The sequence below is a fragment of the Oceanobacillus luteolus genome (genome assembly GCF_042678205.1).
Taxonomy (GTDB): domain Bacteria; phylum Bacillota; class Bacilli; order Bacillales; family Amphibacillaceae; genus Oceanobacillus; species Oceanobacillus luteolus.
Map to the genome: position 1 here is coordinate 83,384 of NZ_JBHUDE010000034.1, position 15,932 is coordinate 99,315.

Sequence of the window (15,932 nt, forward strand, 5' to 3'; positions counted from 1 at the left end):
CTACACACTCCTTCTCTTGTATTCGCTTAAATTTTATCGATAATCTTCTCCTAAGTAAACTTATTTGTCTTTTTCTGATACTATTAAAGTTAAATTTACAACTATTTGGAGGTAACATATGACGAAGTTTAATAAAGAATTTTTACTACAACTATTAAACACAGCATCACCCTCAAGTATGGAGATGGATATACAACGGAAGTGGATGGATTATGTTAAGGGTTTTGCCCATGAAGTGAGAACGGATAACGCAGGTAATGTAATCGGGATACTCAATCCAGATGCTCCTTTTAAAGTGTTGCTTGCTGGTCATAGCGATGAGATTGCGCTCGTAATCAATAGGATTGACGATAGAGGTTTTCTGCATTTCGATAAGATGGGTGGGATCAACCCCAAAGCTGCGGTTGGTATGCGTGTCGAAGTCCTTGGATATAACGGAAAGTTGACAGGTGTGATCGGTGTGAATGCGCAACACCATGGCGGGCTGAAGAACGACTTTACACTACATGATTTATTCATCGATTGTGGTTTTAAAACAAAAGAAGAGGCGGAAAAACAAGTACAAATCGGTGATCTTTGTGTATACAAGACAGAGCCGGAAATTCTCCAGGATCGTTATATAGCAGGTAGAGGTCTTGATAACCGAACTGGTTCTTTTATCGTGGCAGAAGTGTTGAAGCGTCTGTCTGAGAAAAATCCTCAGGTGGGCGTGTATGCGGTGAGTACGGTAAATGAGGAAACGAATATGGGAGGAGCCTATTTCGCTGCTGCGGGGATTGAGCCGACAATGGCGATTGCCTGTGATGTGACGTTTGCAACGGATTACCCGGGGGTCAATAAAGATAAACATGGGGATGTAAAATTAGAAGGTGGGCCTGTTCTTGCAAAAGGTGCGCCAATTAATATTAAAATCAATGCTATGCTGGAAAAAGCCGCAAAAGAACTAGATATGAAAGTACAATATGAATTGACTCCTAAGAACACAGGTACCGATGCTGACCGGATGCGATTAACAGGTAAAGGGGTTCCGGTTGGACTCGTTTCCTTGCCACTTCGTTATATGCATTCGCCGGTTGAAACCGCCAGTTTCCAAGATATTGAAGAGGAAATTGTATTGCTTGTAAAAATGATAGAAAGCTTAACAGGACAGGAAAGCCTAAATCCACTTGACTAATGCTGAGAAAATCAAGAGGTGATAAAGACCTGTTTGGAAAAGCTCAGTAGGTATATAGGCTTGACGTGTTGAAATTGGAATAAGATATTTAAAGGATAAAAGACCTTGTTTTCTTGATGTTAGAAAATGAAGGTCTTTTTTTCTTTGTTTTTTAGGGATATATCATCAATTTTAAAATGGTTTTTCTAAGGTAGTCATTTATTTATAGGTCTATATACACGAATTTCCTTATTAAGGAATCTATGTTGACTGCTATGTTACTAATACCTTAACAAAAGTCCTGTGAACGAAAAGAGGAAAAGATAATTCAAATCACTCAATTTCGAAAATTCAGTACAACTGCGACAAAATTCGACAATCTTTCGACTAAGATTTTACTATACTATGTTTAACAACATGAATCTACCTGTCGTCACTTTCAGAGAAATCGACAAGGATTGGAGAGGGGGGGAAGTATGACTACTGGTTGTTGAGTTCTCTGGGAGATAATCAAAAAGGGGGAGGAAAACCTTTGAAATTAAAGCACAAGACAAGAAGAAAAGCATTCAGCATTGCTGCTTCCGTAGTTATGGTTGCATCACTGTGTTTACCTGGTGCAGGGTTTGCACAAAGTAACGGGAAGATCAATCACTCGTTAAATGATTCTACTAAAGTAGTAGAACAAAAGGTGAGTGACCGATTGTTATCCAGTTTCAAAGACGATGAAGAAGTTACTTTTCTAGTAAAGTTCTATGAGCGGGCAGATGTACAGCAGGTTGCGAAAGAGGCAAAAGCAAATGCAGAAAATGCAAAACTATCACTCAATCAAGCAGAACATGTGCAACGGTCAGCTGTTATCGCTGAATTAAAGGAAATCTCCTTTAGCTCTCAACAAAATGTAAAATCATATATTGAACAGGAAATTGAAAATGGTAATGTGAAAGATTACCAATCTTATCATATAGTAAACGGGATGGCAGTTACTGCTACGAAAGAAGTGGCTGAGAAAATCGCTACCTTCGCGGAAGTTGAAAAGATACTTCCTAACGAAACTCGTGAGCTGTTTACTACAGTAACTGAAGAAGCTGATACTCCACAAGCAGAGATTGCTAATGTCGAGTGGAATATTGAACGGGTTGGAGCTCCAGGTGCTTGGGAAATGGGGATTGACGGTTCAGGTACAGTAGTAGCCAGTATCGATACTGGGGTACAATGGGACCACCCTGCATTAATGGACAAGTATCGTGGATATGATGCAGCAACTGGAGAGGTGGACCATACGTACAGCTGGTTTGATGCAACAGTTGGTAATGAAACACCATATGATGATCAAGGTCATGGAACTCACGTGACTGGAACTATGGTTGGAGCAGAGCCGGATGGTTCTAACCAAATTGGAGTTGCTCCAGGTGCAAAATGGATTGGAGTTAAGGCGTTCACTGAAGCAGGTGGTACCGATAGAGATTTACTAGCTGCGGCAGAGTGGATTCTTGCTCCAGGTGGAGATGCAACGAAAGCACCCGATGTTGTCAACAACTCATGGGGTGGCGGTCCGGGTCTTGATGAATGGTATCGGGACGTAGTAATTGCATGGCGTGCAGCAGAAATCTTCCCAGAGTTCTCTGCTGGTAACACGACATTATTCAATCCAGGTGGACCTGGGTCGATTGCAACACCAGCGAATTATCCAGAGTCGTTTGCGACAGGTGCAACGGATATTAACGATAATTTAGCAAGCTTCTCATTACAAGGACCATCTCCTTATGATGAAATCAAACCGGATATTTCAGCACCTGGGGTAAATATTCGCTCCAGTGTTCCTGGAAGCGGGTATGAAGGTGGATGGAATGGCACGTCTATGGCTGGGCCTGCAGTATCAGGAGTGGCCGCATTGCTTAAACAAGCGAATGCGAATCTTACTGTAGATGAGATGGAAGAAATTTTGATGAATACAGCGACTCCATTAACGAATGGAACTTACCCTGAATCACCGAACAATGGATTTGGGTATGGATTAGTAAATGCTTATGATGCAGTCTCTTCAGTTGTATCAGGTTTAGGAGTCCTTGAAGGAGCAGTTACAAAAGAAGGTGAAGATACGGAAGCACCGACTTATAGTCATGAAGCTCCAGAGGGTACCTATGCAGGAATGGATTTGGAACTTGTCCTCTCGGTAGAGGATAACATCAGCATCACATCTGTAGAAGTGGTTTATGGTGAAAATCGGGTAGAAGCAAACCGGTTATCCGGAGATCATCGAAGTGGTGAGTATGTTGTAACAGTTCCGGGTGAGGATATACAAGAAGGTACGTTTGATTATCACTTTGATATTAACGACTTCGGAAATAACACCGTAACAACCGATAGTTATTCGGTAACGGCAGAACCGGGAATTACAGTAGGATATTCCGAGGATTTTGAGGGGTCCCCTGTTGGTTGGACAGTATTTGGTGAAAACAGCAGTTGGGAACACGGAGAACCAACTTCTGGTCCTGGTTCAGCAGTTTCGGGTGAGAATGTATATGCTACGAATCTGAGCGGTACGTATAATAGTAATGAGAACGCTACACTTGTCATGCCGCCAATTGACTTACCAGAAGGAGAAGCATATTTACAATACAGTCAGTGGTATAACTTGGAAAACAACTGGGATTTCGGTCACGTATTTATTTCAACAGATGGTGAAAATTGGGAGCAACTGAATCGGTTTACAAATGTCTCCAATGGTTGGGTAGATGCCGAAATCGACCTGTCCGACTATAGCGGGGAGCGTGTATATATCGGCTTTAACTTAACTACGGACGGTAGTGTTGTCCGTGATGGTTGGTATATTGATGATGTAAGTTTATCAGAAACCTCAAGAAGCAGTTCAAGTAAAGCGCCAAGTTTAGGGCTGAATTCTCAAAAAGGATTAACTCCAGATTTTGATAGCATTGGAATGAAGAGTGGCTCTGTTGATCCAGACAAAATCGTACCAGCTCCTTCAGTAGAAAAGGATGCAGCGAAGGAAGAATCAGTTGCACCTGCAGGTTTACCTGTCGGAGCTACGGTTAGCGTTGTGGAAAGTGGAAGATCAGTGAAGACGAATCCAGCTGACGGAACGTACTCACTTCTCCATGCAGCAGGTGAATTTACGATTGTTGCTGATTCCTATGGTTTTCATTCTGCGGAACAGTCAGTTACGATTGAAGCCGACGAATCAGTAACGGCTAGTTTTACACTACAAGAACAAGATCAATATACTGTAACAGGTAATGTAACGGATGAAGTAACCGGAGAAGCTATTACGGATGCAACATTACTCCTTGTTGAGGATGCAAACGTCCAACCTGCTTCTACGAATGAAGAAGGTAGTTTCAGCATCACTGCTTATGAAGGAGTTTACACCGTAAAAGTTCTTGCACGTGGTTACCATGCGAAAGAAGTGGAAGTGGACTTCACAAGTGATGGAACAATCGATATCGAACTTGAGCCGTTCTACACTGTTCCGGGTGGAGAAATTGGCTATGATGATGGAACGCCAGAAAATGCACGAGCATTCTATGATGCGGGTAACGGTTGGGCTGTACGAATGTCCTTGGAAGAAGGTCGTGACACAGCAATTGTGACGGATGGAGTCTTCCAATTCCATGGAACTGACTGGCCAAACCCAGGCGGCGTTGATTTCGCTGTAGAAGTTTGGGATGCTACTGGTCCGAATGGGGCGCCTGGAGAGCGTATTGCCGGTCCGTTTGAAGCAGAAGCAACACGTAGCTTGGATGAATGGACGGTTGTTGATTTGAGTGAACATGCAATTCAAGTAGACGGTGACTTCTACATGGTGTACATTCAAACAGATCCTAATCCAAATACACCAGGATTAGCTACAGATGAGAATGGACCATATGCAGAAAGAAGCTTCCAATATGTAGGAGGTGCTTGGTCAGCATCGCCTGCCAGCGAAGGTAATTACATGATTCGTGCCCGTGTAAGTTATGAAGTGGAGGGGCCGGTCATCACTTCTCCTGAAGAGGGATTCATTACGAATGAGACTCAATTAAACGTTGAGGGTACAGCGTCGCCGACTACTTCCGTCAAACTGTTGAATAACGGGGAAGAAGTGGATACTGTAGAAGTCGGCAATGAAGGTACTTTTAACATTCCGGTTGATCTTTCTGAAGGTGATAATGAATTAGTTGCAGTCACATTACTTGATGGAAGAGAAATTATGGAATCTGAATCGGTAACAATCGTATCAGATACGGAAGCACCAGAACTTACGATTGATAGTCCAGAAGATGGAATGAAATCAAAAAATGAAACGGTGACGGTAGAAGGTACGGTAGCAGATGCTAATCTGGATTATGTAGAAGTAAATGGAGAGCGTGCACGTGTAGATGATGGCAACTATTCACTGCGCATTCTTCTAGACGAAGGAACAAATGAGATCGAAGTAGTTGCCGCTGACCTGGCTGGTAATACAACAGCTGACTCAGTTAGCATCGATGTTGATTTTACAGCACCTGAGATTGAGAATTTAACGCCTGAAGAAGATGTTACCTTAAATGCTGGACAAACTGTAAAGTTTGAATTCGACAGTGAACCAGGACTTGATGCAACATTCGTTATCCACATGCCATTGACGAATGTACAGTCCAATCCGACAGAATTACCGATGATGGAAACATCTGAAGGTCATTATGTTGGTTACTGGACAGCAACAAGCAGTGTTGTTGCTGAAGGAGCGGTCATCGAAGTGAAAGTGGTTGATGATTACGGTAACGAAGCTAGAGAACAGGCGGAGGGCAAACTGTTCATTAATGTGGAATAAAACAAAAAAATAAAGATGCGGCAAACTGAGCCGCATCTTTTTCTTTTTATCAATATAGAAAAATGACATCACTATTTGTGTATTATGAAGGCTTTTGAATAATATTATATGAGCTATGTTTATTTGAGGGTCTCGCTTGTATTATAATCCTCCATTGATCCTGTCTTTTCTTTAACTGCTGTGATGCGAAATGTTTACCGATTGGCACTTTCGTGTAAAAGAATCCAGCGGTAATGAGAATGCCGAAAAACCAACCTGCAATTTTGTCTATAAATAAGCATTCGGTTATATCCGTCCACTCCATAAGTTTTTAATAAACATGTATTCCAGTTATGAATAGACCTCTCGAAATGAAAAGCAATTGAATGACTTGGAACCACATCATAATACCATCTTTATTATAACCTTTTAAAAAATACAATAAATACTGAAAATATCATAAAAAATTTATAGTAGCTCCCTTGCAAAATATAGAAAATGTAGTATACTTATCTTTAGTAATTAAATAATCGATTCTAATCTTCGGGGCAGGGTGCAATTCCCGACCGGCGGTAAAGGGTGAATACTCTCAAGTCCGCGAACCATAATGGAATGTTATGGTTGACCTGGTGTGATTCCAGGACCGACAGTTAAAGTCTGGATGGGAGAAGATGTCAAGCCAATTTAGGTGCGATTTTTGTGTACCTTTATTTACCTTTGCATACTCAAATCCTATAGCCCCACTAGGCTATAGGATTTTTTACTTTTTCTCTAAAGTCAAAGGATGCACGAGGCAAGGCAATCCTTCATCACGAGTTAGAATCGATTAGCAAAAGATGAAGGAGGAGAAGAAGATGCAAAAAACGAATAAGCAATCTTCAAACTTACTAAGATTAATTATATTAGCACTACTAGGAACGATTTCACTCATTCTATTTTTCTTGAACTTTCCATTGCCGTTCCTGCCACCGTATTTAAAAATTGATTTCAGTGATGTTCCTGCGTTAATGGCATCACTTATATTCTCGCCACTTGCTGGAGCTGCTGTCGTCCTGATTAAGAATTTGCTCTATTTAGCAGTTTCTGGAGCGGGAGATCCTATTGGTGTAGCAGCGAATTTCTTGGCAGGGGTCATGTTTGTTGTTCCAGTATCCGTCATTTACCACAAATACCATAAAGGTGTGAAATCGATTGTTTCCGGTTTGGTAACAGGAACGATTGTGATGGCAATTGGAATGTCCGTTTTAAATTATTTTGTCATCCTACCGGCTTATGCTTGGTTTATGGGATGGGAAGATATGACCCAATCCGTGAAATGGGGCGCAGTCCTAGCTGGGATACTTCCATTTAATATTTTGAAAGGGATTATTGTTGGACTGTTATTCGTACCAGTATTTATAAAAATGCGTGCATGGATAGAGCAAAAGCAATCGACTCTTGCATAAAAATAACAGGGAGCATCCTAAGTATGAGATGCTCCCTGTTTTGTGTTTTTTAATTATTGTTCTTCATCGACAAGAAATCGAGCAGTTGGCATTGCTTCCAGTCTTTCTTCTGGTATTGGTTTTTGTGATTTTTCACTGATGCCATAGGTCTTCTTTTCAATTCGTTCCAATGCATCTTCTATTTCCATTAGTTTTTCACGATGAACCATATCCAAACCGGCATCACGTTCTTGTTCAAATTGCTCCGTCCCGATATCTGCCGGATGGTTACCGTAATCTGCAAGTTCTTGAGTTGCTTCATTTGGCGATTCATTTTTACTTGTATTTAAAAGTTGTTCTGTTTCGGTTTTTAATTGCAGTAGTTTTTCTTTAAAATATTCCAGTTTTTCATCAGATAAATATGTCTGCATCCAAATCGCTCCTTTTAGGTCATCTTACAATCCATGAGAGAGGAAAGAGAAATGTAGCGCAGCACATGTTTATAAAAAGGTTTAGAAGAATACAGCAAGTACTAAAGAAATTCCAAGTAATAGTCCATAAATTGTATTCGTCTTTCCGGTTGCTGCCATCGCTGGCATCATCTCTAACGGTTCTGTTTTCCCACGGAAGTTCTTTATGACGAAAATAGCTTTCGGTGCACTAAGAAATGTGAGCAATGACCAAATCGGCAAGAGGTTAAAAATTATTAGGCCAAGTGTCCATCCATAAGCAACAAAGAATAAAACAGCAAGTAATGTTATTGCTTTTTCTCTTCCGATTAATACTGCTATTGTTTTTCTTCCGCCGATTTTATCGCCATCACGATCACGGATATTATTGGATAAGTTCAGGCTTCCGATTAAAATAGTGATAGGAATTGATATCCAAATAACTTCAGCCGTGAGTGTAAGAGTCTGAATATAGTACGTAATGCCGATAATGACACTACCCATTAGAACACCGGAAAACAATTCGCCGAATGGAGTGTAAGAAATTGGTATTGGCCCTCCAGTATATAAGTAACCGATTAGCATACATACTAAACCAATAACAGCAATCCACCAGCTTGATGCAAGACAAATATAAACACCGAGAATAACGGCTATTCCATAAAAAGCAAAGGCTAAATTCCGGATTGTTTTTGGGTTCACCCCATCTCGGACAATCGTTCCTCCGATACCTACAGATTCCTCGGTGTCGAGACCAAGTACGTAATCATAATACTCATTGAACATATTAGTTGCAGCTTGAATTAAAACAGAAGCAACCAGCATTGCGGTAAATAGCAGCCAATTGATAATTCCATCATGATAGGCAAGCATCGTTCCGACAAAAACGGGTATAAAAGATGCAGTGAGTGTATGCGGTCGCATTAAACGCCACCAAACATCAAAGCCTGATTTTTCATTCAGTGCTTCTCTGATTTCATTTTTTTTAGCAGTTTGCATTAGACTTCCCCCTAAGACTCTATCCAATTAATTTTAGGAAAATATGCACATTATGTCAATTTGTTTTGATTCAGTGGATTCTTGCAATGTCTGCAAACGGTTCTTTGGGCATACAATTCCATCACAAATAATGTTTCATTATATTTTTCCCACATTAATTGTTAAACATGTTCGTTATAATTTGTCAAAAAACGGGCCTTTCCTTGAGAAAGTGAAGAAAAGAGCATAAAATGGAAATGGATGTTTTTTACTAGTGAAGGAAAGAGATTTTAGTGTTGTGACTAACTGTCACATACTAAAATAGCCACGCCGGCTAAAGTACACTGTGGCTCGAGCCCAACTGCTTACTTAAATAAGAAGAGCATTTTAGCCTATGAACGTGGTAATTATCGGAGGTCTAATTATGATTGATATAAAAATGAAAAAGCTTGAAGGACAAATTGATGCGGCAATCAAATCCATCCGTTCCGATGAGTCAGTAAAGCTTTTCAGTATAACGAAGAGAATTAATAAGAAAACCCCTCTTCAGGTTTTTGAGGGGGCTAAGCGCTTTGGCAAAGATCGCTTCTATTGGATGAATGCCGAACGCACACTCACTATAACTGGTGTTGGTGCAACGATAACGATAGAGGCTGAAAAAGACCGATACCACCAGACGGAAACAGTATGGAAACAAATTTTAAATGAAGCGTGGATTGAAAATGAATATTCATCCATTCCTGCAACTGGAGTTGTTGCTTTTGGTGGAATGGAATTCGATCCATTGAAACCAAAAACAGAGCTATGGAAAAAGTTTAAGACAAGCCAATTCTATATACCTGAAATGATGGTGACAGAATTTATGTCTGATTACTTTTTCACGATAAATATATTTATTCATAAAGAGGACTGCCCAGCTGATATTGCTGATAAAATTTATGAACAGGAAAAGGCGTTCTTTTTTTCTGAAAGCTTCACTCCTGAACATATTGAAATTATCCAAAAGGAAGAAATCGAACCTATAAAGTGGAAGCAAACTGTAGATGATGCTACAGAAGTAATGAAAAAGAAAAAAGTGGAGAAAATTGTACTTGCTCGAGAGTTGCGCCTTCGCTTTAATCAAGAGGTGAATATTCCACAAGTACTGAAAAAACTAAATGATACCCAATCGAACAGTTATATATTTGCATTTGAAAGTGGAGGGGATTGCTTTATTGGTGCAACGCCGGAAAGGCTAGTTAAGCTGGAGAAAAACAATTTATTGTCCACTTGTCTTGCCGGAACAGCCCCTAGAGGAAAGACGGAAGAAGAGGATAAGCAAATCGGGTATGAGTTACTTCATGATAAGAAGAATCGAGAAGAACATGAATTTGTAGTAAAAATGATTAAAGATGCGTTACTGAAGACATGTACAGATGTTGAAATGCCAAAAGAACCAGTTCTGCATCCTTTAAAGAATTTACAGCATTTATACACACCAGTTACCGGAGTCTTAAGTAAAGGATTCTCTATTTTTGACGTGGTGAAAAATCTACACCCGACTCCAGCATTAGGAGGTACTCCGACAGAAGAGTCGCTTGCATTTATTAGAGAACATGAACTGTTAGACCGCGGCTGGTATGGTGCACCGATCGGCTGGGTGGATAGTAATGATAATGGGGAGTTTGCAGTTGCTATACGGTCAGGCTTGATCCAAGGTGATTCAGCCTCATTATTTGCTGGTTGCGGTGTCCTGGCGGATTCTGACCCTGAAATGGAATTTGAAGAAACTAGGATTAAGATGCTGCCAATGTTAAACGTATTAGGAGGATAACGTGAATGGATCATACAGAAATTTTAACTAGATACACCGCTAACTTTGTCGATGAATTAATTAATAATGGAGTTGAACACGTTATTATTTCTCCTGGATCACGCTCGACACCGCTTGCTTTGGCTTTTTCCGAACATGAGGGAATTAGAGAGTGGGTCATCATTGATGAGCGCTCGGCTGCTTTTTTTGCACTTGGTTTAGCGAAACAAACGAAGTCAGCAGTTGCTTTAGTCTGCACCTCGGGAACTGCGGTGGCTAATTATTTTCCTGCAGTTGTTGAGGCTCATTATAGCAGGGTGCCATTAATCTTGTTAACAGCTGATCGTCCCCATGAATTAAGGGATGTTGGCGCACCACAAGCGATTGATCAGTTGCATTTATTCGGTAATTATGTGAAATGGTTTCAGGAAATGGCCATACCTGAGGCGTCTGTGGAAATGCTTAGTTATGTCCGCCAAAAGGCAAGTCGCTCTGTTTATATAGCCCAAGAAGGAAATCCAGGTCCAGTTCATCTTAACTTCCCATTTCGTGAACCCTTGACTCTAGATTTTTCTCTAGAAGGGATATGGGAACACAAGGCATATAGCGAGAACTCATATAGATATCCGCTTGATGGAAAAAAACAGTTGACCCTTGACCAGCTGGAGGCTTTCATCAATCGTTTGAAAGGGAAACAAAAAGGATTAATCGTTTGTGGGCCACAAGGTGATGATGAAATCTTCCCTGAAAAAGTTGCTGAGCTTGCAGAACAGTGGCGATTGCCAATTTTGGCTGATCCATTATCCCAATTGCGGACAGGAAGGCATTCTAAGGGGAATGTAATCGAGACTTATGATGCACTCCTAAAAAATGAAGCTATTCGTGAACGGTTTAAGCCTGATTTTATTATTCGGTTTGGTGCGATGCCTGTTTCGAAATCATATCTTTTCTTCATTAAAGAAAATAAAAACGTACCACAGTTTATAGTGGAAAATCATTCTGGCTACCGCGAACCAACAGGTAATGTGACAGACTTTATATTTGCTGATCCTGTACATTTTTGTGAGGGATTATTGGAGTTGGATAAACCCAATTTCTCATATGAATGGTTGCAGGAATGGCAAGCAATGAATGAAACAGCGAAAAACCATCTGTTGACCGGAGTTGAGGAACGGATTACCGAAGGAGAAGCTATTCGAGGATTGCAAAAAGTTATTCCAGAAAATAGTACATTATATGTTGGAAACAGTATGGCGGTAAGAGATGTGGATACTTTTTTCCTAAATGACGAGAAGAATATTTCTATACTTGCCAACCGGGGAGCGAATGGAATTGATGGCATGGTCTCTAGTGGGGCCGGTGCGGGAGCTGCAGCTGAGAGGGTGACGCTTGTACTTGGTGACTTATCTTTTTTCCATGATATGAATGGTTTGCATGCAGTGAAACATTATGGAATTAATCTTACCATCTTACTGATTAATAATAATGGAGGCGGAATATTTTCATTCCTTTCCCAAGCAGAAAATCCAAAACACTTTGAAGCATTATTTGGTACGCCATTGAATTTAGAATTCTCTAAAGCCGCAGAAATGTATGGTGCTAATTACTTTAATCCCGAAACAGAAGAAGATTTAAAGAGGGATCTAGAAGAAAGTTATCAAATGAGAGGGTTATCGATCGTTGAAGTGATGACGGACCGTGAAGAAAATGTGAAATGGCATCGGTCCAAGTGGCAGGCGATTGCTGATGAAATTTTAACGAATGAGGGTTGATGATTTGTATTTTTCCGTTGGTGATATGGAGTACTGGTATGAGGTTCATGGTGAAGGGATACCTATAGTGCTACTTCATGGCTTTACTGGAAGCAGTTCCACTTGGCAACGATTCGTCCGTGCCTGTCCAAGTGGGTTTAAGCTTGTAACCGTAGATTTACCAGGCCATGGACGGACATCAGGTGAACAGATTAAGTCGATGGATGCGTGTATATCTGATTTACAACAATTATTTAAGAGTCTACAACTTGAACAATTTATCCTGGTAGGGTATTCGATGGGTGGAAGAACCGCTTTAAGTTATACGATTAAGTATCCGGAGAATGTGGCAGGCCTCGTTTTAGAAAGTGCCTCTCCAGGTCTCTCTGATGCAGCTGCAAGGGATGAGAGAAAAAATAAAGACGAACAGCTCGCTTTACGTATTGAGGAAGAAGGCGTAACGGCTTTTATTGATTATTGGGAGAATATCCCGTTATTCCAAACGCAGAAACAGTTATCGAAAGAAAATCAGTTAGCAATTCGGAAAGAACGGATCGAGCAAACAGCCATTGGTCTTGCGAATTCCTTACGTGGGATGGGTACCGGCAGCCAAGCTTCCAATTGGGATGCTTTAATAGAGGTGAAGATACCTGTCCTGCTATTGGTTGGAGAGCTGGACAGCAAATTTATAGAAATTAATCAAAGGATGAAGCAAAACTTGCCGATGGCTGAGTTGGAGATTTTTTCTTCTGCAGGGCATGCACTACATATTGAAAAACCAGCTAGTTTTTTGGAATCTGTACTAGCATTTGCAAATTCTTATAGGCCATGAGAAAATAAAAATTAATGAGGTTAGAGTAGAAAAGGGAGGAACTCGGTTTGACAGTAGAATGGGTTGAAGTAAAAAAATATGAAGAAATCATTTATGAAAAATATAATGGTATCGCTAAAGTAACCATCAACCGACCAGAAAAACGCAATGCATTTACACCGCTTACAGTAAATGAAATGATTGACGCTTTTTCTGATGCACGTGATGATTCAGAAATAGGTGTTATCGTATTAACGGGTAAAGGTGAAAAGGCATTTTGCTCTGGTGGTGATCAGTCTGTACGAGGTCATGGTGGTTACGTTGGTGGAGACAGCATTCCTCGTTTGAATGTACTTGATCTTCAACGTCTAATCCGTACCATTCCAAAACCAGTTATTGCAATGGTAGCGGGATATGCTATCGGTGGTGGTCATGTGCTTCATGTTGTATGTGATTTGACCATTGCTGCAGACAATGCGATTTTTGGACAAACAGGTCCAAAAGTAGGGAGCTTTGATGCGGGTTATGGTGCAGGATACTTAGCACGCCATATCGGACATAAACGTGCCCGTGAAATCTGGTTCCTCTGCCGTCAATACAATGCAGAAGAAGCTTTCCAAATGGGGCTTGTCAATACAGTAGTTCCATATGAAAAATTAGAAGAAGAGACGATTCAATGGTGTGAAGAAATTTTGGAAAAATCCCCTACAGCACTTCGTTTCTTAAAAGCGTCATTTAATGCTGATACCGACGGATTAGCAGGACTTCAGCAATTAGGGGGAGACGCTACACTTCTTTACTATACAACAGACGAAGCTAAAGAAGGACGCGACGCCTTTAAAGAAAAAAGAAAACCGAACTTCAAAAAGTTCCCGCGTTTTCCTTAAGAAATTCAAAAGCGGAAGAGTCCCTTACACAGGGCACGGCTTTATGATTCGTGATGAATCGATAAATGAATCTCAAACTTTCGCAAACAGAAAACCTTTGCTGCAAAGCAGAGGTTTTTCTATATGAATGATTAAAATAAGATTATTGAAAGGATCAGGTACATGTCAGAAAGCATCCCACACTGGCTAACGAAACAAGCAAATATATTGCCTAATTATCCCGCAATCGAGCTTACGGATGGTACTCATGTCAGCTTTCATGATTTGGAGATAAATAGTTTATCTTATGCTAGAAAATTAGCTGCCATTGGAGTGGAAAAAGGGACACATATAGGCATCTTATCAACTAATTGCCTGGAGATGGTGTATACCATTCATGCCATCAGTTATCTGGGCGCTGTCGGGGTTTTATTAAACACCAAACTCACGGATGAAGAACTTAATTTTCAATTAGATGATGCTGATGTAAATATACTTATTACAAATGATAGAAGAAACCGAAACCTTAGGGTGAAAGAAAGCTATACGTTTCAACAATTAGAAACAATGGAGGAAAGTTCTGTTTCACTTCAGTTCCATATCAACTTCGATGATACATTCACTATAATGTATACTTCTGGAACGACAGGGTTTCCAAAAGGTGTCGTCCACACTTATGGAAACCATTGGTGGAGTGCGATTTCTTCTGCGTTGAACCTTGGATTGAATAAGGACGATAAATGGCTTATTTCTTTGCCGCTCTTTCATGTTAGTGGGTTATCTACACTGATGAAGAGTGTGATTTACGGAATGCCGATCTTTCTCATGAAGAAATTTGATGAAAGTATGGTCCACCATGCAATCATGGAAAAGCAAATTACCATCGTATCCGTTGTGACTGTTATGGTTCAACGTTTGCTTGAAAGACTTGGTACGGAAAATTATCCAAACAGTTTAAGATGTTTCCTGTTAGGTGGTGGCCCTGCTCCAAAAGTACTCTTAGAAAGAGCTAAGGAGAAAGGAATACCAGTCTTTCAAAGTTATGGGATGACAGAAACAACATCCCAAATTGTCACTTTATCAGCTGGAGATTGCTTGGACAAATTAGGCTCAGCAGGGAAGCCGCTTTTGCCTGCACAATTGAAAATCAATAACCCCGGTTCGGATGGCGTGGGGGAGATAGTGGTAAAAGGGCCGATGGTGACTCCAGGCTATTATAAAAATCAAGAAGCGAACGAGAAGAGTTTCAAAGACGGATGGCTTTATACAGGTGATTTAGGGAGTGTTGATGAACAGGGCTTCTTATATGTGGTAGATCGCAGAACGGACCTCATTATTTCTGGTGGGGAAAATATATATCCTTCTGAAATAGAAAACGCTCTTATGAAAATGACTGAAATTAAAGAAGCAGGGGTAACACGAATGGAAGACGACAAATGGGGGTATGTCCCTGTTGCTTATGTTGTTTTACATTCCGAGATTACAAAGGAAGAAATATTCGCCTTTCTAGCCACACAATTGGCTAAATATAAGTTGCCTAAGAAAGTGTTTTTTGTTGAAGAGCTACCGAGGAATGCTTCAAATAAATTATTAAGAAATAAACTAAAGGAACTATAATCAAACCGAGCCGTGGCATGAATGCCCGGCTTTCTTTTCGGTTCCGAAGCCGTGGGATGTTTCAAATTTCCTTATTAAGGAAAAGGATATGATAACAGTGTTTATAATAGTTTTCGATCGATATAAAGTAATTTTGAATAAAATCTTTATGAATACCATGTTATTTACATGGTTTTATATAATCCAGGCAAACTAATAATAAAGACCTGCGGTGATATGTCAAGAGGTAAATAAATAATTGTTCAGTTATCAAGGTGCATTATCCTTAAAAAAGGCAACACTAAACTAACCCAGTAAAGTTA

10 protein-coding genes and 1 riboswitch are annotated in these 15,932 nt (G+C 40.3%); of the genes, 8 read left to right on the top strand and 2 right to left on the bottom strand.

From position 1 onward, the window contains the following. Positions 1-118: 118 nt before the first annotated feature. The 3 genes from ACFSBH_RS06890 to ACFSBH_RS06900 all read left to right on the top strand — a co-directional run bounded on the left by ACFSBH_RS06890 (position 119) and on the right by ACFSBH_RS06900 (position 7,387). Positions 119-1,174, top strand: coding sequence for a M20/M25/M40 family metallo-hydrolase (locus ACFSBH_RS06890; RefSeq protein ID WP_251513018.1), 1,056 nt, complete (start codon positions 119-121; stop codon positions 1,172-1,174). Positions 1,175-1,685: 511 nt separating this feature from the next. After that, on the top strand, positions 1,686-5,963 hold the full coding sequence (locus ACFSBH_RS06895) for a S8 family serine peptidase (RefSeq protein WP_379596689.1): 4,278 nt from the start codon (positions 1,686-1,688) through the stop codon (positions 5,961-5,963). A gap of 514 nt (positions 5,964-6,477) precedes the next feature. Further along, positions 6,478-6,619: riboswitch (FMN riboswitch) on the top strand. 177 nt (positions 6,620-6,796) lie between these two features. Continuing rightward, positions 6,797-7,387, top strand: coding sequence for an ECF transporter S component (locus tag ACFSBH_RS06900; RefSeq protein WP_251513016.1), 591 nt, complete (start codon positions 6,797-6,799; stop codon positions 7,385-7,387). A 53-nt stretch (positions 7,388-7,440) separates the two neighbouring features. Here the strand turns inward: ACFSBH_RS06900 and ACFSBH_RS06905 are convergent, their stop codons facing one another. Next, positions 7,441-7,797, bottom strand: a complete 357-nt coding sequence (locus ACFSBH_RS06905; protein WP_251513014.1) for a TraR/DksA C4-type zinc finger protein — start codon at positions 7,795-7,797, stop codon at positions 7,441-7,443. A gap of 81 nt (positions 7,798-7,878) precedes the next feature. Beyond that, on the bottom strand, positions 7,879-8,814 hold the full coding sequence (locus tag ACFSBH_RS06910; RefSeq protein ID WP_251513013.1) for a 1,4-dihydroxy-2-naphthoate polyprenyltransferase: 936 nt from the start codon (positions 8,812-8,814) through the stop codon (positions 7,879-7,881). 403 nt (positions 8,815-9,217) lie between these two features. Here ACFSBH_RS06910 and ACFSBH_RS06915 point away from each other — a divergent pair, with 403 nt between their 5' ends. From ACFSBH_RS06915 to ACFSBH_RS06935, 5 genes are all read left to right on the top strand, one after another. Continuing rightward, the gene (locus ACFSBH_RS06915) at positions 9,218-10,606 is read left to right on the top strand and encodes an isochorismate synthase (protein WP_251513011.1); all 1,389 of its coding nucleotides are present in this window, start codon (positions 9,218-9,220) and stop codon (positions 10,604-10,606) included. Positions 10,607-10,611: 5 nt separating this feature from the next. Then, a complete protein-coding gene (gene menD, locus ACFSBH_RS06920) occupies positions 10,612-12,357 on the top strand; it encodes a 2-succinyl-5-enolpyruvyl-6-hydroxy-3-cyclohexene-1-carboxylic-acid synthase (RefSeq protein WP_251513008.1) in 1,746 nt (581 codons plus the stop codon). Positions 12,358-12,382: 25 nt separating this feature from the next. Beyond that, positions 12,383-13,168 carry a 2-succinyl-6-hydroxy-2,4-cyclohexadiene-1-carboxylate synthase gene (gene menH / locus ACFSBH_RS06925; protein ID WP_379596693.1) on the top strand — a complete coding sequence of 262 codons (786 nt, stop codon included), beginning with the start codon at positions 12,383-12,385 and terminating at the stop codon, positions 13,166-13,168. Between the two features lie 47 nt (positions 13,169-13,215). Continuing rightward, positions 13,216-14,034: a 1,4-dihydroxy-2-naphthoyl-CoA synthase gene (menB, locus tag ACFSBH_RS06930; protein WP_251513004.1), complete on the top strand. Its 819-nt coding sequence runs from the start codon at positions 13,216-13,218 to the stop codon at positions 14,032-14,034. A gap of 162 nt (positions 14,035-14,196) precedes the next feature. Beyond that, positions 14,197-15,630, top strand: a complete 1,434-nt coding sequence (locus tag ACFSBH_RS06935) for an o-succinylbenzoate--CoA ligase (protein WP_379596695.1) — start codon at positions 14,197-14,199, stop codon at positions 15,628-15,630. Positions 15,631-15,932: the final 302 nt, after the last annotated feature.

What these genes read in the sequence shown, in the direction of transcription:
- ACFSBH_RS06890 (WP_251513018.1), top strand. Translation starts at nt 119, where the DNA reads ATGACGAAGTTTAATAAAGAATTTTTACTACAACTATTAAACACAGCA.
- ACFSBH_RS06900 (WP_251513016.1), top strand. Translation starts at nt 6,797, where the DNA reads ATGCAAAAAACGAATAAGCAATCTTCAAACTTACTAAGATTAATTATA.
- ACFSBH_RS06905 (WP_251513014.1), bottom strand. Translation starts at nt 7,797, where the DNA reads ATGCAGACATATTTATCTGATGAAAAACTGGAATATTTTAAAGAAAAA.
- ACFSBH_RS06910 (WP_251513013.1), bottom strand. Translation starts at nt 8,814, where the DNA reads ATGCAAACTGCTAAAAAAAATGAAATCAGAGAAGCACTGAATGAAAAA.
- ACFSBH_RS06915 (WP_251513011.1), top strand. Translation starts at nt 9,218, where the DNA reads ATGATTGATATAAAAATGAAAAAGCTTGAAGGACAAATTGATGCGGCA.
- menD (WP_251513008.1), top strand. Translation starts at nt 10,612, where the DNA reads ATGGATCATACAGAAATTTTAACTAGATACACCGCTAACTTTGTCGAT.
- menH (WP_379596693.1), top strand. Translation starts at nt 12,383, where the DNA reads ATGGAGTACTGGTATGAGGTTCATGGTGAAGGGATACCTATAGTGCTA.
- ACFSBH_RS06935 (WP_379596695.1), top strand. Translation starts at nt 14,197, where the DNA reads ATGTCAGAAAGCATCCCACACTGGCTAACGAAACAAGCAAATATATTG.